15 protein-coding genes are annotated in these 18,094 nt (G+C 72.3%); 10 read left to right on the top strand and 5 right to left on the bottom strand.

All coding sequences use genetic code 11. From position 1 onward, the window contains the following. The first annotated feature begins 105 nt into the window (after positions 1-105). The 7 genes from ACGFRB_RS18640 to ACGFRB_RS18610 all read left to right on the top strand — a co-directional run bounded on the left by ACGFRB_RS18640 (position 106) and on the right by ACGFRB_RS18610 (position 9,534). Entirely contained in the window at positions 106-2,124 is a 2,019-nt protein-coding gene (locus ACGFRB_RS18640; protein WP_393244240.1) for a hypothetical protein, read from the top strand. Between the two features lie 248 nt (positions 2,125-2,372). Continuing rightward, positions 2,373-4,223 (top strand): hypothetical protein, encoded by a 1,851-nt coding sequence (locus ACGFRB_RS18635; protein WP_393244239.1) that lies wholly within the window; start codon positions 2,373-2,375, stop codon positions 4,221-4,223. Positions 4,224-4,425: 202 nt separating this feature from the next. Next, positions 4,426-5,217 carry a response regulator transcription factor gene (locus ACGFRB_RS18630; protein ID WP_363003058.1) on the top strand — a complete coding sequence of 264 codons (792 nt, stop codon included), beginning with the start codon at positions 4,426-4,428 and terminating at the stop codon, positions 5,215-5,217. Positions 5,218-5,406: 189 nt separating this feature from the next. After that, positions 5,407-6,441, top strand: a complete 1,035-nt coding sequence (gene galT / locus ACGFRB_RS18625) for a galactose-1-phosphate uridylyltransferase (RefSeq protein ID WP_393244237.1) — start codon at positions 5,407-5,409, stop codon at positions 6,439-6,441. After that, the gene (galE, locus tag ACGFRB_RS18620; protein WP_393244235.1) at positions 6,438-7,406 is read left to right on the top strand and encodes a UDP-glucose 4-epimerase GalE; all 969 of its coding nucleotides are present in this window, start codon (positions 6,438-6,440) and stop codon (positions 7,404-7,406) included. Before galT ends, galE begins: the two co-directional genes overlap by 4 nt. A 9-nt stretch (positions 7,407-7,415) precedes the next feature. Beyond that, positions 7,416-8,573 carry a galactokinase gene (gene galK, locus ACGFRB_RS18615; RefSeq protein ID WP_393244233.1) on the top strand — a complete coding sequence of 386 codons (1,158 nt, stop codon included), beginning with the start codon at positions 7,416-7,418 and terminating at the stop codon, positions 8,571-8,573. A gap of 277 nt (positions 8,574-8,850) precedes the next feature. Further along, the gene (locus ACGFRB_RS18610) at positions 8,851-9,534 is read left to right on the top strand and encodes a response regulator transcription factor (protein WP_363003066.1); all 684 of its coding nucleotides are present in this window, start codon (positions 8,851-8,853) and stop codon (positions 9,532-9,534) included. Between the two features lie 71 nt (positions 9,535-9,605). Here the strand turns inward: ACGFRB_RS18610 and ACGFRB_RS18605 are convergent, their stop codons facing one another. Continuing rightward, on the bottom strand, positions 9,606-10,103 hold the full coding sequence (locus ACGFRB_RS18605) for a MarR family transcriptional regulator (protein WP_363003068.1): 498 nt from the start codon (positions 10,101-10,103) through the stop codon (positions 9,606-9,608). Positions 10,104-10,254: 151 nt separating this feature from the next. On the opposite strand from ACGFRB_RS18605, the gene ACGFRB_RS18600 reads away from it, so the two are divergent. Beyond that, positions 10,255-11,100, top strand: a complete 846-nt coding sequence (locus tag ACGFRB_RS18600; protein WP_363003070.1) for a trans-aconitate 2-methyltransferase — start codon at positions 10,255-10,257, stop codon at positions 11,098-11,100. After that, positions 11,091-11,555, top strand: a complete 465-nt coding sequence (locus tag ACGFRB_RS18595; protein WP_363003072.1) for a glyoxalase — start codon at positions 11,091-11,093, stop codon at positions 11,553-11,555. Before ACGFRB_RS18600 ends, ACGFRB_RS18595 begins: the two co-directional genes overlap by 10 nt. 100 nt (positions 11,556-11,655) lie before the next feature. On the opposite strand, the gene ACGFRB_RS18590 is transcribed toward ACGFRB_RS18595, so the two are convergent. Continuing rightward, the gene (locus ACGFRB_RS18590) at positions 11,656-12,333 is read right to left on the bottom strand and encodes a TetR/AcrR family transcriptional regulator (RefSeq protein WP_363003276.1); all 678 of its coding nucleotides are present in this window, start codon (positions 12,331-12,333) and stop codon (positions 11,656-11,658) included. Continuing rightward, positions 12,333-13,325 carry a fatty acid desaturase gene (locus tag ACGFRB_RS18585; RefSeq protein ID WP_363003074.1) on the bottom strand — a complete coding sequence of 331 codons (993 nt, stop codon included), beginning with the start codon at positions 13,323-13,325 and terminating at the stop codon, positions 12,333-12,335. Before ACGFRB_RS18585 ends, ACGFRB_RS18590 begins: the two co-directional genes overlap by 1 nt. Positions 13,326-13,568: 243 nt before the next feature. On the opposite strand from ACGFRB_RS18585, the gene ppc reads away from it, so the two are divergent. Beyond that, positions 13,569-16,298 (top strand): phosphoenolpyruvate carboxylase, encoded by a 2,730-nt coding sequence (gene ppc, locus ACGFRB_RS18580; protein WP_363003076.1) that lies wholly within the window; start codon positions 13,569-13,571, stop codon positions 16,296-16,298. A gap of 213 nt (positions 16,299-16,511) precedes the next feature. Here ppc and ACGFRB_RS18575 read toward each other — a convergent pair whose 3' ends face one another. Together ACGFRB_RS18575 and ACGFRB_RS18570 are read right to left on the bottom strand one after the other, a co-directional pair. Further along, a complete protein-coding gene (locus ACGFRB_RS18575; protein ID WP_393244229.1) occupies positions 16,512-17,348 on the bottom strand; it encodes an LPXTG cell wall anchor domain-containing protein in 837 nt (278 codons plus the stop codon). Positions 17,349-17,601: 253 nt separating this feature from the next. Next, positions 17,602-18,042 carry a hypothetical protein gene (locus ACGFRB_RS18570; protein ID WP_393244227.1) on the bottom strand — a complete coding sequence of 147 codons (441 nt, stop codon included), beginning with the start codon at positions 18,040-18,042 and terminating at the stop codon, positions 17,602-17,604. Between the last annotated feature and the right edge of the window lie 52 nt (positions 18,043-18,094).

Below are 18,094 nucleotides of genomic sequence, written 5' to 3'. Positions count from 1 at the left end.
CACAGGCCGGTTCGCCCTTGGGAACAAGGCGCGGACCGGCCACTTTTGAGCCATCCTCCGAGTGGTAGAAAGAAAAACCGCTCATATTCAAGGGGGATCCGCGCTGTGACCCAGCCGCCGAGCAACCAGCCGCCGGGCTTCGGCGCACCGAACCCGGACTCCAATGTGCCGCCCGTGCCGCCGGCTCCGCCGCAGGCACCCGCGGCACCGCCCACGGCGCCCGCCACACCCGTTGCACCCGCGACGCCCCCGCAGCCGCCCGCGGCCCCGCCCGGCGCGCAGCAGCAGCCGCCCGCGGCCTCCGGCCCGACACCCCCGGCCGGACAGCCCGGACAGCCCGCGCAGCCGGGTCAGCCCGCGCAGCCCGGCGGCCCCTACGGGTACCCGCAGCAGCCCGGTCCGTACGGTCAGCCCGCGCAGCCGGGCCCCTACAGCCAGCAGCCCGGCCCCTACGGGTCTCCGCAGCAGCCGAGCCCCTACAACCAGCCCGCTCAGCCCGGCGGCCCCTACGGGTACCCGCAGCAGCCCGGACCGTACGCTCAGCAGCCCGGTGCCTACGGCCAGCAGCAAAACCCCTACGGCGGCGCCGGCTACCCGACCGCGCAGGCCCCGATGCAGGGCATGCCCCTGACCGGTCCGGCCGACGGCGGGGCCGGGGGCGGGGGCGGCAAGAACCCGTTCAAGGGCAAGCCCGGCGTCATCGTCGCCGCGGCGGCGGCCGCGCTGCTCGTGATCGGCGGCGGCACCTGGCTGGCGCTCGGCAGCGGCGACGACGGCAAGCCGGTCGCGAACCCGACCGAGTCCCCCGTCGGCCCGAAGCCCACCGCCTCGGTCGACAAGGGCGACGGCAAGGGCGACGGCGACGACGGCAGCGCGGACAACCTCAACGCGCAGCGCGAGAGCGGCGAGGCCAAGGTCGAGTGGCTGCTCAAGAACAACGTCGACGTGCCCCGCAACGGCTCCACCGTGTTCGGCCCGTGGATCGTCGGCGACACCGTCGTCAAGGCCATGTACAAGGGCATCGACGGCTACAGCCTCGCCGACGGCTCCGCCAAGTGGCATGTCGACGTGCCCTTCGAGCTGTGCGCCGCCCCGCCGGAGCCGTCCGCCGACGGCCTGATGGCCTTCGGCGTCAAGGACGGCGCGGGCGACCGCGCCAAGTGCCTCCAGATGCAGCAGGTCGACCTCAAGACCGGCAAGGCGGGCTGGAAGAAGTCCATCCCCAAGCCCACCGGCCTGTTCGCCTTCTCCGACAACACCCTCGCCATCAGCGCGAACACGGTGACCGCGTCGGGCACCAGCTCCGCCTACGGTTTCTCCCTCACCGACGGCAAGCAGCTCTTCGCCTCGCCGACCAGCGGCTGCAAGCCGTACGCGTACGCGGGCGGCAGCAAGCTGATCGCCGCCTCCAAGTGCCCGTCCGGGGACGTGAAGAAGGAGTCGCACGCGATCAGCGAGATCGACCCCACCACCGGCGCGGCCAAGTGGACCTACAAGCTCCCGCTGACCTGGGAGATCGACCGGGTCTACTCCGTCGACCCGCTGGTGGTCTCCACGGTCCAGCGCGACGAGGACAGCACCCAGAAGAAGTGGTCGATCTTCTCGCTCACCTCGGGCGGCAAGCTGCGCTCGCAGATGAAGGCGGGCGGCTCGGACCGCTTCTCCCCGCGCTGCGGCGGCAGCATCATCATCTTCGGCAAGAACCTCCAGGGCTGCACCGGGGTCGCCGCCGACGCGAACACCTTCTACATGGCCACCGAAGCCGACATCGGCAAGTCGAACGAGGTCGTCGCCTTCGACCTGAACAGCGGCGCGATCAAGTGGCGTTCCAAGGCGCCCGCCGAACAGTCCATGAAGCCGCTGCGCATGGAGGGCTCCGAGGTGCTGGTGTACGTCGAGCCCCGCTACGGCAAGGGCAGCGCGCTCGAGACGATCGCCCCGACGGGCGGCGCGCCGAAGGTGCTGCTCAAGGGCCAGGTCGGACTGACCTCGATCGAGAGCTCCTTCTACAACACCGCCTACGCGTACGCGAACGGGACGTTCGTGATCGCGTCCGGCCGGATCTCCGGCTCCAACGACAAGGCGGAGCTGGAGACCAAGTCGATGATGGCCTACGGCAAGTGACGTGCCGAGGGTGAGTTCTCCCGGGCGGTCCCGAGGGGCCGTCCCCGGGGGACCGCCCGGGTGAGCCGTCCGCGGGAGAGGCCCGGGGGACGGGTGGAGACGTTCGGCATATGCCGTTCCACCCGGCCCCCGGGCCTGTGAAGTCCCGCCCGTGAAGCCGTGCATATGACGCACTGTCCGCTCCGTCCGCCCCGCCTCTCCCGCCGTTCCCGCCGTTCCCGCCCCGACCTTTCCGAGGTACGTACGCCATGACGCAGCCGCCGCCCCCGCCGAACCAGCCCCCCGGGCCGCCCCCGGGCGGCTTCGGGGCACCGCAGGACCCCCCGCCGGGCGGGTTCGGCGCGCCGCAGGAGCCCCAGCCCGGCGCGTTCGGCACCCCGCCGCCGCCCGGCCACCCCGGCCAGCCGGGTCAGCCGGGTCAGCCGGGTCAGCCGGGTCAGCCCGGGTACGGATTCCCGCAGGCGCAGCCCGGCCAGCCGCCGGTGCCGCCGCCGTACGGCTATCCGCCGGGCCCGCCGCAGCCCCAGCAGCAGTACGGCTTCCCGCAGGGCCCGCCGCAGCCGCAGCCGTACCAGCAGTTCCCCACCCAGCCGATGCAGCCGGGGCAGCCCGGCCAGCCGGGGGCGCCCGGGGGGCCCGGTGGGCGCAAGAAGCTGTCCACCCAGATGAAGATCGTCATCGCGGCGGCCGCCGCGGTCGTCCTGCTGGTCGGCGGCGGTCTGGTCTACGCCGGTCTCGGTGACGACTCCGCCGGCCCCGCGAGTACGGCCGGCGGCGCCACGGGTGGCGGCAAGGGCGGCGGTTCGGGCGCCGCGGACGGGCCCGGCAAGGAGAAGGCCCCGGCCGACCCGAAGTCGAAGCTCGCGTTCAAGGTCGACCTGCCCAAGGTCCCGGACACCACGACCGCCCCCGGTGCCTGGCTCACCGACACCACGTACGCGAAGGTGGGCATCAACTCGATCGTCGGCTACGACCCGGACAAGGGCACGCCGAAGTGGACGCTGCCGCTGACCGGTCAGGTCTGCGCCGCCTCCACGCACATGACGGCCGACTTCAAGGTCCCGATCCTCTTCGAGGCCACGAAGCGGGTCGCGCCGCGCTACTACCAGCCCTGCACCGAGGTCGGTCTGGTCGACCTCACCAGTGGCAAGCTGGTGTGGTCCACCTCGATCACCGGTGGTACCGCCGGTGACAAGAAGGCCACCTTCAGCGGGGTCACCGTGCACGACCGGACCGTCGCGGCCGGCGGTCTCGACGGCGGCGCGGGCTTCGACATCGCCAACGGCAACCCCCGCTGGAAACCGCAGGCCAACGCGGACAACTGCGAGGACGCGGGCTACGGCGGCGGTGAGGGCGGCCTGGTCGCGGTCCGCAGGTGCGGCTCGTACGACGACCCGGTCGTCAGCATCCAGACCCTCGACCCGATGTCGGGCGCGCCGAAGTCGGAGTACAAGATGCCGCGCGGCGTCGACTTCGCGTCGGTCGTCTCCGTCAAGCCGCTCGTCGTCGCGGCGGAGGTCGGCGACGTCGAGGGAGACGGCAGCGGTATCTCCGACTTCTTCTCCATCGATGAGAAGACCGGCAAGCTGAAGGCCAAGATCACGGCCGACCCGGCCCGTTACGCGGGCCGCTGCCCCTCCAGCAAGGTCGAGGGCTGCACGCAGCTCGCGGTCGGCAACAACAAGCTGTATGTGCCGACCGAGGAGCACGAGGGCAGCACCGGCGAGTACGGCGACGAGACCAACGAAATCGTCGCCTTCGACCTGGACACCGGCCGTCTCGCGCCGGAGAAGGCCGACGCGGGCGACGGCTACACCCTGATGCCGCTGCGCATGGACGGCGGCGACGTCATCGCGTACAAGCTGCCCCCGTACAACAAGGGCGGACAGATCGTGTCCATCGACGGCGGCTCGATGAAGCAGACGGTGCTGATGCGCAACCCGGACGAGAAGCCGATCCGGGACATCGAGACCGGCTTCAGCGTGACCGGCGCCGAGTTCCTGTACGGCGACGGGCGCTTCTTCCTGTCGGACACGCTGATCAGCAAGCGGCCGATCGGCAGGGAATACCTGGTCGTCGCCTTCTCGGTGGCCGGCTGACCGTACGCACATCCGTACCGCCGCCCGTACGCGGCGGCAGGCCGGTTTCGGGGCCCCTCCCCTGGCGGGAGGGGCCCCGCGCGTTTCCCGCACCGGCGAGGTCCGGCCGATGCGTGCGAACAGGGCGGCGGAGGGCCGGGGAGTGTGTACCGTGCCGGGTCCAGGGCCGGGGGAGGCTTGGCCGGGGCAAGGAGGAAGACCGATGGGGGTTCGGCTCATGGTGGTCGACGACCACCGTCTGCACGCGGAGGCGCTGGCCTCGGCGCTGAAGCTGCGCGGGCACCGGGTGCTCGCCGCGGCGGCGCCGGTTTCGGGGGTCGCGGACCTGGTGGTGAGCCGGGCGCCGGAGGTCTGTCTGCTCGGCACGTCCTCGCCCGCCGAGCCGGGGGTCTTCGATCCGGTCGTACGGATCCGGCGCGAGCGCCCGCAGACCGCCGTGGTGGTGCTCGGCCCGGTGCCGTCGCCGCGCGGGATCGCGGCCGCGTTCGCGGCCGGGGCGGCGGGGTACGTCCGGCACGACGAGCGCATCGAGGGGGTGGAGCGCGCCTTGGTGAAGGCCCGGGCGGGCGAGGCGGCGGTGGCGCCGCAGCTGCTCCAGGGCGCCTTCGCGGAGCTGCTGCACCCGGTGGCACAGCCGGACGACGAGGGGCAGCGGCTGCTGCGGCTGCTGACGCCGCGTGAGGCGGAGGTGCTGGTCCGGGTCGCGGAGGGGGAGGACACCCGGGGGATCGCGGCGGGCATGGCGATCGCGCCGAGCACGGCCCGTACGCATGTGCAGCGGGTGCTGATGAAGCTGGGCGTCGGTTCGCGTCTCGAAGCGGCGGCGCTGGCGGCGCGGACGGGGCTGCTCGACCGGGTCCCGGCGCCGGGGACGGCGGCCGGCATGGCGACCGGCGCGGGGTTCGGGGTGTTCGGTCCCGGGGCCGGTCCGCGGCCCGGCGCGGGCCCCGGCGGAGGAACCGGCCTCGGCTTAGGCCGCGCCGCCCGCGGCTGACCCGCGCCCGCGCCACGCGCGCGAGGGCCCCCGAGGACGGGCCCCCCGAGGACGGGACCGCCAGGACGGGACCGCCAGGACGGAACACCCGACGCGGGCCCCACCCGGAACACCCACGGCGGGACGTATTGCGCGGCGATGTTGGATCGTGGTTTTTTGTGAAGGGTTCTGTTCGATGGAGGCCCCGCCGTGAAGAAGACCGTCACCCGCCTCGCCGACGGGCGCGAGCTCATCTACTTCGACGCCCGTGACGACACCGTCCGCACCGCCGTCGACCCGCGCCCCCTCGCGCCCGTCGCCTCCGCCTCCGAGATCCGTCACGACCCGCTCCTCGACGAACACGTGGCCATCGCCTCGCACCGCCAGGGCCGTACGTACCACCCGCCCGCCGACTCCTGCCCGCTCTGCCCCGCCACCGGCGACCGGCACGGCGAGATCCCCGCGGACGCCTACGACGTCGCCGTCTTCGAGAACCGCTTCCCCTCCCTCTCCGGCGACACGGGCCGCTGCGAGGTCGTCTGCTTCACCTCCGACCACACCGCGTCCTTCGCGGACCTCACCGAGGACCGCGCCGCCCTCGTTCTCGCCGCCTGGACCGACCGCACCGCCGCCCTCGCCGCCCGCCCCGGCGTCCGGCAGGTCTACTGCTTCGAGAACCGCGGCACCGAGATCGGCGTCACCCTCGCCCACCCCCACGGCCAGATCTACGCCTTCCCCTTCACCGCCCCGCGCACCGCCACCATGCTGCGCACCACCGCCGCCCACCGCGCCCGCACCGGCCGGAACCTCTTCGACGACGTCCTCGCCCGCGAACGGGCCGGCGAGCGGGTCGTCCTCGCCGGCGAGCACTGGACCGCGTTCGTGCCGTACGCCGCCCGCTGGCCGTACGAGGTCCACCTCTACCCGCACACCCGCGTCCCCGACCTCACGGCCCTCGGCGACGCCGCCCGCGCCGAACTCCCCGGCCTCTACCTGGAACTGCTGCGCCGCTTCGACCGCCTCTTCGGCCCCGGCGCCCCACCCACCCCGTACATCGCCGCCTGGCACCAGGCCCCCGCCGACAGCCGTGCCGAGTTCGCCCTGCACCTGGAGCTTTTCACCGTCCGCCGAGCCTCTGGCAAGCTGAAGTATCTCGCGGGCACCGAATCCGGGATGGGCGCCTTCATGAACGACGTCTCCCCGGAGTCCGCGGCCGACAGACTCCGAGAGGTGGCAAGCAGTTGAGTAAGTACCTGGTGACGGGTGGAGCCGGCTACGTGGGCAGCACGGTCGCCACGCACCTGCTGGAGGCGGGGCACGAGGTCACCGTCCTCGACGACCTCTCCACCGGCTTCCGCGAAGGCGTTCCCGCCGGCGCTAAGTTCATCGAGGGCCGTATCCAGGACGCCGCGCGCTGGCTGGACTCCTCCTATGACGGAGTCCTGCACTTCGCCGCGTTCTCGCAGGTCGGCGAGTCCGTCGCCAAGCCCGAGAAGTACTGGGACAACAACGTCGGCGGCACGATGGCCCTCATCGCCGCGATGCGCGACGCCGGCGTACGGCAGCTCGTCTTCTCCTCGACCGCCGCCACCTACGGCGAGCCGAAGACCGTGCCGATCACCGAGTCCGCGCCCACCGCGCCGACCAACCCCTACGGCGCGACCAAGCTCGCCGTCGACCACATGATCACCGGCGAGTGCGCGGCCCACGGCCTCGCCGCCGTGTCGCTGCGCTACTTCAACGTCGCCGGGGCCTACAAGGAGTGCGGCGAGCGCCACGACCCCGAGTCGCACCTCATCCCGCTCGTCCTCCAGGTCGCCCTCGGCAAGCGCGCGGCCATCAATGTCTACGGCGACGACTACCCGACGCCCGACGGCACCTGCGTGCGCGACTACATCCACGTCGCCGACCTCGCCGAGGCCCACCTCGCCGCGCTCGGCGCGATGAAGCCCGGCGAGCACCAGATCTGCAACCTCGGCAACGGCAACGGCTTCTCCGTCCGCGAGGTCGTCGAGACCGTCCGCAAGGTCACCGGGCACCCCGTGCTCGAGGTCATGGCCGAGCGCCGCGCCGGCGACCCGGCCGTCCTCGTCGCCTCCGCCGACGCCGCGCGCGAGCGGCTCGGCTGGACCCCGTCCCGCCCCGACCTCGCGGCCATCGTCGAGGATGCGTGGGCGTTCGCGCAGAAGAAGGAAGCCGAACAGGAGTAAGGAGTACGCATGAGGATCGCGGCGGAGTTCGACGCGCTGTACGGGGCCCGGCCCGAAGGGATCTGGGCCGCGCCCGGACGCGTCAACCTCATCGGTGAGTACACCGACTTCAACGAGGGCTTCGTGCTCCCGCTGGCTCTGCCGCACACCACCGCGGCCGCCGTCGCCCGCAGGGACGACGGCGTGCTGCGGGTGCACTCCCGCGACGCGACCGGGGGCGTGGTGCGGGTCGCCCTGGCCGGTCTCGCCCCCGGGCGCGTCCCCGGCTGGGCCGCGTACCCCGCCGGCGTCGCCTGGGCGCTCCGCGACGCCGGGCACGCCGTCGGCGGCGCCGATATCTGTTTCGCCTCCACCGTGCCCACCGGCGCCGGGCTCTCCTCCTCCGCCGCGCTCGAAGTCGTCACCGCGCTCGCCCTCAACGACCTCTACGGCCTCGGCCTCTCCCGGCCCGAACTCGCCGTCCTCGCCCAGCGCGCCGAGAACGACTTCGTCGGCGTGCCCTGCGGCGTCATGGACCAGATGACCTCCGCCTGCGCGACCGAAGGCCACGCCCTCTTCCTCGACACCCGGGATCTGTCGTACCGGCAGATCCCGTTCGACCTCGCCGCCGCCGGACTGCGCCTCCTCGTCGTCGACACCCGCGTGAGACACGCGCTCGGAGACGGCGCGTACGCCGAGCGGCGCGCCGGGTGCGAAGCGGGCGCGCGGGCGCTCGGAGTGCGGACGCTGCGCGAGGTGGACGTGACGCGACTGGACGACGCGCTGCGCGAGTTGGACGCGATCGGGGACGGCGCCGACGCGGTGCGCGGATACGTCCGGCACGTCGTCACCGACAACGACCGCGTCGCACGCGTCATCCGGATCCTGGACGGCGGCGACCCACGCGCCGTCGGGCCGCTCCTCGTCGAAGGGCACGCGTCGCTGCGGGACGACATGAAGGTGTCCTGTGCCGAACTGGACCTGGCGGTGGAGACGGCGGTCGGCGCGGGGGCGCTCGGGGCGCGGATGACGGGCGGCGGGTTCGGGGGCTCGGCGGTCGTGCTGGTGGAGGACGAAGCGGTGGACGCGGTCGCGAAGGCGGTGGGGGAGGCGTTCGGCTTGGCGGGGTACGGGGTGCCGGGGGTGTTCGAGGCGGTGGCGTCTGCGGGGGCGCGGCGGGTCGGTTGAGGTGGGTTGCCCCTCTTGGTACGGGTGGGGGTGGGGGGTATGTGGGGGAGGGGTGGGGGACTTCGGGGAATTCGCCTCGTGCGGGGGCGGGCTGCTTGTACGTTGGTTCGTGGCAGCGGTGGGGGCCGGTGCCGATCAGGGGTATCGAGACCCGCCGGGTACGGCGCCCGGGGCGGGGTAACTGTCAGGGCACGGCGGCGGCCGTGCGCGTCGACGGGCCCGCCCCCCGGCGCCGTACTCGCGCCGGGCCTGCCTCATCCACTCTTGGGGGTTTCCATTGGCCCGAATCCGGGTTCTGGTGGTGGACGACCATCGCGTCTTCGCCGAGTCGCTGGCCGCCGCCCTCGCGGCGGAGCCCGATGTCGAGGTGGCCGCCGCGGGCAGCGGCGCCGCCGCGCGGCGGGCGCTGGACCGGGCCGCGGCGGAAGGGCGGCGGTTCGACGTCCTCCTGGTCGACGCCGACCTGGGCGGCGCCGACGGGGTCGCGCTGGTGGCGGAGCTGCGCGAGGGACGGCCCGCGCTGCGGGTGGTGGTGCTCGCCGAGAAGGACGACGCCCCGCGCGCCGCGCTCGCCCTCCAGGCCGGCGCGTCCGGCTGGGTCGCCAAGGACTGCTCGCTCCAGCGGCTGCTCGCGGTCGTGCGCGGGGTGCTGCGCGACGAGACGCATCTGCCGCCCGCCCTGCTCACCGGGGTGCTGCGGGAGCTGACCGAGGCCCGCCGGCACCGTACGGAGAGTGAGCGGCTCGTCGAGTCGCTCACCCCGCGCGAGCAGGAGGTGCTGCGCTGCATGGTGGCCGGGCTCGGGCGCAAGGCGGTCGCGGAGCGGCTGTTCCTGTCCCCGCACACGGTGCGGACGCATATGCAGAACGTGCTGGGGAAGCTGGGTGTGCACTCCACCCTCGCCGCCGTCGCGCTCGCCCGCCGGGCCGGTGTCGGGCCCGTGGAGGAAGCCGCCTCGTAGGCCGTCGTCCGCCGTGGCCGGTCCCGCGCCGAAGTGCGCGGGCTCAGCCCGGGGTGTTCGGTCCGGGGCGCTCAGCCGGGGACGTTGTCGAACGGGGCCGTCAACTGGCGGAGCAGGGTGGCCAGTTCGGTGCGTTCGGTGGGGGACAGGCGGGCCAGGATGGCGCGCTCCTGGGCGAGCAGGCCGGCCAGCGACTGGTCGGCGCGGTCGCGGCCCTCGGCGGTGAGGCGGACCAGCACGCCGCGTCGGTCGCTGGGGTCGGGGAGCCGTTCGACCAGGCCCTTCTTGGTGAGCCGGTCGATCCTGTTGGTCATCGTGCCCGAGGTGACCAGGGTCTGGGTAAGTAGCTGGCCCGGGGAGAGCTGGTAGGGGGCGCCCGCGCGGCGCAGCGACGTGAGGACGTCGAACTCCCAGGGCTCCAGGTGGTGCTCGGAGAAGGCGAGCCGACGGGCGCGGTCGAGGTGGCGGGCCAGGCGGGAGACGCGGCTGAGCACCTCGAGCGGTTCCACGTCGAGGTCGGGGCGCTCGCGGCGCCATGCAGCGACCAGTCGGTCGACCTCGTCCTCCATGACGATCAGTGTAGAGGGTCTGTTGATATAAAGTCTCTTCAGGTCGAGTATCTTGATGTCAAGATATAGTCTGGTGGGCTATGGGGAAGAGACCGGGCCGGGACTACCCGTTCCGTTTCGGTCATCCGTTCCAGCGAGGGGGCTTCGACCCATGCGTTCCGTGGACTCCGCCGCACCGACGTGGGACCCGCAGCAGTATCTGCGGCATGCGGAACACCGCACCCGTCCGTTCCTCGATCTGCTCGCGCGAATACCGCGTCTGCCCAGCCATGACCGGCCCGCCCGGATCGCCGACATCGGGTGCGGCCCCGGCAATGTCACCGCGCTGCTCGCCGACCGCTGGCCCGACGCCCACATCACCGGCTTCGACCTGTCGCCCGAGATGCTGGAGCAGGCAGAGAAGGACTGGTCCGGCACCACCGCCGGCGGCGGCTGGCTCGACTTCCGGTTGGCCGACGCGGCGCACTGGACGCCCGAGGAGCCGTACGACCTGATCATCTCCAACGCCGCCCTCCAATGGGTGCCCAACCACCCGGAGTCCTTCCCGCTGTGGATGGACGGGCTCAGACCCGGCGGAGTGCTGGCCTTCCAGGTCCCCGGCAACTTCACCGCGCCCAGCCACGCCCTGCTCGGCGAGCTGTGCGAGACCCCCGAGTGGCGCGGCCGGGTCGGCGACCAGGGCCGGCGGTTCGTCCACATCCTGGAGCCCGACGAGTACCTCCACCGGCTGTCGGACCTCGGGGACGGCGTCGACGTGTGGGAGACCACGTACCACCAGATGCTGTCCGGCGAGGACGCCGTCCTCGACTGGGTGAAGGGCACCGCCCTGCGGCCCGTGCTCACCGCCCTCGGCGACGACCCGGCCGCGGTCGACGCCTTCCTCCGCGCGTACCGGGAGCGGCTGCGCGAGGTCTATCCGCGGGGCCCGCACGGCACCGCCTTCCCGTTCCGCAGGATCTTCGCCCTCGTCCGGAAGGCCGCGCAGACATGCTCGTAGCGCTCGACCACGTCCAGCTCGCCGCCCCCGCGGGCAGCGAGCCGCTCCTGCGCGCCTACTACGAGGGCGTGCTCGGGATGAGCGAGATCCCGAAGCCGCCCGTCCTCGCCGCCCGGGGCGGCTGCTGGTTCGCGGCGGCCGGCGGCGCGGTCCAGGTGCACGTGGGGGTGGAGCACGCCCCCGCCGGAGGCGGAAAATGTCACTGTCGGCCGGCCAGGAAGGCCCACGCCGGGCTGCGGGTCCGTGACATCGACGACCTCGCCGCGCGTGTCGCACGCTACGGCGGGGCCGTCGTCTGGGACGACAACCTCCCCGGGCACCGGCGGTTCTACTCCGAGGACCCGGTGGGCAACCGGCTGGAGTTCCTGGAGCCGGTCGCGCCCCACGAGCCGGACGGGCAGGGAGCGCCGGAAGGGCCGGACGCGTCCCCCGAACCCGCCGGACCGGTGCGCTGATACGGCCAGGGGCGCCGCACCTCTCTCGGTGCGACGCCCCTCCGCGCCCGGCTTCCGCGCCCGGCTTCCGCGCCCGGCTTCCGCGCCCGGCGCTCCACGCTCAGTTCTTGCGATGCCCTATCAGCCGGGGTTTTTGCTCCAGACCGTCGAGCCCGTGCCAGGCCAGGTTCACCAGATGCGCGGCGACCTCCGCCTTCTTCGGCTTGCGTACGTCCAGCCACCACTGACCGGTCAGCGCCACACTGCCCACCAGCGCCTGCGCGTACAGCGGCGCCAGCTTCGGGTCGAAGCCCCGGGCCTTGAACTCCAGGCCCAGGATGTCCTCCACCTGGGTGGCGATATCGCTGATCAGCGACGCGAACGTGCCCGTCGACTGCCCCGCCGGCGAGTCCCGCACCAGGATCCGGAAACCGTCCGTGTACCGCTCGATGTAGTCGAGCAGCGCGAACGCCGCCTGTTCGAGGAGTTCGCGCGGATGCCCGGCGGTCAGCGCCCCCGTCACCATGTCGAGCAGCTGGCGCATCTCCCGGTCGACCACGACCGCGTACAGGCCCTCCTTGCCGCCGAAGTGCTCGTACACCACCGGCTTGGACACCCCGGCCTTCGCCGCGATCTCCTCCACCGAGGTGCCCTCGAAGCCCTTCGCCGCGAAGAGCGTGCGACCGATGTCGAGGAGCTGTTCACGGCGCTCCGCGCCCGTCATCCTCACCCGGCGGCCGCGCCGGGGCTTTTGCTCGTTCGTACCGCTGGTACCGCCGTCGATCGCCACGTCGTCCATCATGCCGGGTCTGCGGCAGGTGTCCGGCGCCGGGCGTCGATCCGGTCCTTACCCGGCCAGCGCACGTCGGACGCCCAGCCCAGCAGCTCGAACCAGCGGATCAGCCGGGCGCTGGAGTCGATCTGGCCGCGCAGTACCCCGTGCCGCGCCGACGTCGGGTCCGCGTGGTGCAGGTTGTGCCAGGACTCGCCGCACGACAGCACCGCCAGCCACCACACGTTGCCCGAACGGTCCCGCGACTTGAACGGACGCTTGCCCACCGCGTGGCAGATCGAGTTGATCGACCAGGTGACGTGGTGCAGCAGCGCCACCCGCACCAGCGAGCCCCAGAAGAACGCGGTGAACGCGCCCCACCACGACATCGTGACCAGCCCGCCCACCAGCGGCGGCAGCAGCAGCGACACGATCGTCCACATCACGAACTGGCGGGAGATACGGCGGATCGCCGGGTCCTTGATCAGATCGGGCGCGTACTTCTGCTGAGACGTCTGCTCCTCGTCGAACATCCAGCCGACGTGGGCCCACCACAGGCCCTTCATCAGCGCCGGCACCGTCTCGCCGTACCGCCACGGCGAATGCGGATCGCCCTCGGCGTCCGAGAATCGGTGGTGCTTGCGGTGGTCCGCCACCCAGCGCACGACCGGGCCCTCGACCGCCAGCGACCCCATGATCGCCAGCGCGATCCGCAGCGGACGCTTCGCCTTGAACGCGCCGTGCGTGAAGTAGCGGTGGAAGCCGATCGTGATGCCGTGGCAGCCGATGTAGTACATCGCCGTCATCAGCCCCAGATCCAGCCAGCTCACCCCCCAGCCCCAGGCCAGCGGCACCGCCGCGAGCAGGGCGAGGAAGGGCACCAAGATGAACAGCAGCAGCGTGATCTGCTCGATCGAACGCTTGCTGTCCCCGCCCAGCGTGGCGGACGGCCCGGCCTGGCCGGCAGCGGGCGGGGCGGTCCGCTCGGTCGCGGAGGTCACCTCGGAGGTTGTGGTCATGGATGTCCCTTGGGGAGAGAGTGAGGGGTGGGAGTGCCTGGGGGCTGTCCGGCGGCATGGCTACGCCTCCGTAACCTACGGCATCGTAAGTATGGCAGCGCCTTCCCGCCCGGCAAGACCGGCAAACCGGGGCATGGCCCGTGCCGCACACCCGGACACCTATCCTGGGTGCGCCGGACAGCGCGGTCCGCAAGCCTGCAGAACCCCTCCAGACGTGCTCAAACACTGCAAGGAGCCACACCTGTGAGCAGTGCCGACCAGACCTCCACCGCCAGCTCCGAGCTGCGCTCCGACATCCGCCGACTGGGCGACCTGCTGGGCGAGACCCTCGTCCGCCAGGAGGGCCCCGCGCTCCTGGAACTCGTCGAGAAGGTGCGCCGCCTCACCCGCGAGGACGGCGACGCCGCCGCCGAGCTGCTGCGCGGAGTCGAACTGGAGACCGCCGCCCAGCTCGTGCGCGCGTTCTCCACCTACTTCCACCTCGCCAACGTCACCGAACAGGTGCACCGGGGCCGCGAACTGCGCGACAAGAGGGCCGCCGAGGGCGGACTGCTCGCCCGTACGGCCGACATGCTCAAGGACGGCGACGCCGACCACGTACGCGCCACCATCCGCAACCTCAACGTGCGGCCGGTCTTCACCGCCCACCCCACCGAGGCCGCCCGCCGCTCCGTCCTCAACAAGCTGCGCCGCATCGCCGCCCTCCTCGACACCCCCGTCATCGAGGCCGACCGGCGCCGCCACGACCTGCGGCTCGCCGAGAACATCGACCTCATCTGGCAGACCGACGAGCTCCGCGTGGTGCGCCCCGAGCCCTCCGACGAGGCCCGCAACGCCATCTACTACCTCGACGAACTGCACGCCGACGCCGTCGGCGACGTCCTTGAGGACCTGGCCGCCGAACTGGAGCGCGTCGGCTTCGAACTGCCTGCCGGCACCCGCCCCCTCACCTTCGGCACCTGGATCGGCGGCGACCGCGACGGCAACCCCAACGTCACCCCGCAGGTCACCTGGGACGTCCTGATCCTCCAGCACGAGCACGGCATCACCGACGCCCTCGAACTCGTCGACTTCCTGCGCGGACTGCTCTCCAACTCCATCCGGTACGCGGGCGCCACCGAGGAACTCCTCGAATCGCTCCAGGCCGACCTCGAACGCCTCCCCGAGATCAGCCCCCGCTACAAGCGCCTCAACGCCGAGGAGCCCTACCGGCTCAAGGTCACCTGCGTCCGCCAGAAGCTCCTCAACACCCGCGACCGCCTCGCCAAGGGCACCCCCCACCAGGACGGCCGCGACTACCTCGGCACCGACGAGCTGCTGCGCGACCTCACCCTCGTCCAGACCTCCCTGCGCGAGCACCGAGGCGGCCTGTTCGCCGACGGCCGGATGGACCGCACCATCCGCACCCTCGCCGCCTTCGGCCTCCAGCTCGCCACCATGGACGTCCGCGAACACGCCGACGCCCACCACCACGCCCTCGGCCAGCTCTTCGACCGGCTCGGCGAGGAATCCTGGCGCTACGCCGACATGCCCCGCGAGTACCGGCAGAAGCTCCTCGCCAAGGAACTCCGCTCGCGCCGCCCCCTCGCCCCCACCCCGGCCCCGCTCGACGCCGCCGGACGAAAGACCCTCGGCGTCTTCGGGACCGTCGGCCGTGCCCTGGAGGTCTTCGGCCCCCACGTCATCGAGTCGTACATCATCTCCATGTGCCAGGGCGCCGACGACGTCTTCGCCGCCACCGTCCTCGCCCGCGAGGCCGGCCTGCTCGACCTGCACGCCGGCTGGGCGAAGATCGGCATCGTCCCCCTCCTGGAGACCACCGACGAGCTCAGGGCCGCCGACGTCATCCTGAACGACATGCTGGCCGACCCCTCCTACCGCCGGCTCGTCTCCCTGCGCGGCGACGTCCAGGAGGTCATGCTCGGCTACTCCGACTCCTCGAAGTTCGGCGGCATCACCACCTCCCAGTGGGAGATCCACCGCGCCCAGCGCCGGCTGCGCGACGTCGCCCACCGCTACGGCGTACGGCTGCGCCTCTTCCACGGCCGCGGCGGCACCGTCGGCCGCGGCGGCGGCCCCTCCCACGACGCGATCCTCGCCCAGCCCTGGGGCACCCTGGAGGGCGAGATCAAGGTCACCGAGCAGGGCGAGGTCATCTCCGACAAGTACCTCATCCCGTCCCTCGCCCGCGAGAACCTCGAACTGACCGTCGCCGCCACCCTCCAGGCCTCCGCCCTGCACACCGCGCCGCGCCAGTCCGACGAGGCCCTCGCCCGCTGGGACGCCGCGATGGACACCGTCTCCGACGCCGCTCATGGCGCGTACCGGCGGCTCGTCGAGGACCCCGACCTGCCCGCGTACTTCTTCGCCTCCACCCCCGTCGACCAGCTCGCCGACCTCCACCTCGGCTCCCGCCCCTCCCGCCGCCCCGACTCCGGCGCCGGACTTGACGGACTGCGCGCCATCCCCTGGGTGTTCGGCTGGACCCAGTCCCGGCAGATCGTCCCCGGCTGGTACGGCGTGGGCTCCGGCCTGAAGGCCCTGCGCGAGGCCGGCCTCGACGCCGTCCTCGGCGAGATGTACGAACAGTGGCACTTCTTCCGCAACTTCATCTCCAACGTCGAGATGACGCTGGCCAAGACCGACCTGCGGATCGCCCGCCACTACGTCGATACCCTCGTCCCCGACGAACTGCGGCACGTCTTCGAGACCATCGAGACCGAACACGCCCGCACCGTCGCCGAGGTGCTCAAGGTGACCGGCGGCGAGCGGCTGCTCGACTCCAACCCCGTCCTCCAGCAGACCTTCGCCATCCGCGACGCCTACCTGGATCCCATCTCCTACCTCCAGGTCGCCCTCCTCGACCGGCAGCGCGCCGCCGCCGAGGCGGGAGCGGAACCCGACCCGCTGCTCGCCCGCGCCCTGCTGCTCACCGTCAACGGAGTGGCGGCCGGACTGCGCAACACCGGCTGACGTCCGGCGCGTTACGGACCGGGCGCGTTACGGGCCGGGGCGTGTTGCGGACCGCGCCGCGTCACGGATACGCCGCTTCACGGATACGAGAAATGCCCCCGTGGATCGCTCCACGGGGGCTTTTCTTTCAGCGAAGGGCGGCGGGTGACGGACGACGGGTCATCCCGGATCTTCGGGGTGATGTGCCGCCATCACCGCCGCTCCTGCCGGGACTCAGCCCTGCTGGGCCTTGCGGCGACGGCTCACCAGGAAGGCGCCGGCGGCCGCGAGGACCACGGCGACACCGGCGATGATGCCGACGGGGGCGCTGGAACCGGTCTGGGCCAGGTCGCCCTCGGTGCTGCCGTTCTCGCCACCGGTGGAACCCGTGCCGTTGTCGCCACCGGTGGAGCCGGTCGCGGGAGTGGTGGCGGAGGGCGACGGGGTGCCCGCGGTCTCGCCCGGGGTGCCGGGGGTGCCGGGGGTCTCGCCCGGGGTGCCCGGGGTCTCACCCGGGGTGCCGGGGGTCTCGCCCGGGGTGCTCGGGGTCTCGCTCGGGGTGCCGGGGGTCTCGCCCGGGGTGCTCGGGGTCTCGCTCGGGGTGCCGGGGGTCTCGCCCGGGGTCGGCTCGACCGGCGTACCGGGCTCGCCCGGCTCGGTGTCCTCGCAGTCGACCCAGAAGGCCTTGTGCTTGCCGTTGCCGTTCTCGCCCGCGAAGTTCCAGGTGAGCTTGTAGTGGCCGTTGGGCAGCTTCAGGTCGTCGGTGCGGCCGTGGCCGGAGGCGTCCATCGTGAGCGAACCCGAGGTGCCCTGAAGGTCCTTGGTCGGGGCCTGGCCCTTGATCGACCAGGAGACCTTCTGGGCGGCGTCGAACTTGAAGCCGTCGAGGTAGAACGCGCAGACGTGCGGCTCGTTCTGCATGAGCTCTTCGCCGGTCTTGGCATCGTGGATCTTCACGGTGCCGTTGTCGCCCTTGGCCTTGCCGGTGGCCGAGGCCACCGGAGCGAGCAGCAGGGAAGCCGCGGTGACCGAGCTGACCACCGTGGCGGCGGATATGAGGATGCGTCGCATAGGGCTGCTGTCCATCTGAGAGACGAATGGGAGAGGTGCCGTGAGGGGCGGCGGGGGCAGCCTATCCATCACATAAAGTCACGCTAACCCCAAGGGTCGTTCACCAAGCGGTCAAAAGATCACAATTGCCCGCGAAACACCCCGGCGACGCGCGTGAAACCGGCCCCACCGGCCCCGGAACGCGTCCCAACGCCCTTCGAAACGCCCGCGGAACGCTCCCCGGAAGCTCTCCGAACGCTCCCCGCCGGCCCCCTCACAGCAGGAAGAACGCCCCCAGCAGCACCGCCGCACCCGCGGCAGCGAACGACCACGCCGTCCGCACCAGCCGCATCCCGCCCCCGACCAGCGGAGCCGCCAGCAACAACGCGCCCCCGAACGGCAGCCACGCGTGCAGACCACCGCCCCAGCCCGCCCGCACCGCCTCGGCCGTCCCCGGCTTCACCACCACGGACAGCGTCTCGCCCCGCTCCGCCGCCACCGTATGAGCGATCGTCAGCGCGTGCAGCGACGACCCCGCGACATCCGACACGAAACGACCACTGCACACGTCCTCGGTACAGCCGGTCACCGTCAGCGTCCCGTGCTCACGTCCCGACAACAGCACATGCTGTGCCGAGCCCCACGAGGTCCACGCCCCCGCCACCAGCAGAAGCAGAACGACGAGGGCCACAGCGGTATTACGAGCGAACGTCATGACCCGCGATCGTACAGTCGTACCCGCGAGGCCCCGGGCGCTCCACCGGCGG

Source organism: Streptomyces sp. NPDC048718, assembly GCF_043198875.1.
GTDB lineage: Bacteria > Actinomycetota > Actinomycetes > Streptomycetales > Streptomycetaceae > Streptomyces.
The sequence above is the reverse complement of the archived record's forward strand: the minus strand, read 5'-3'. Positions and strand labels throughout refer to the sequence as shown.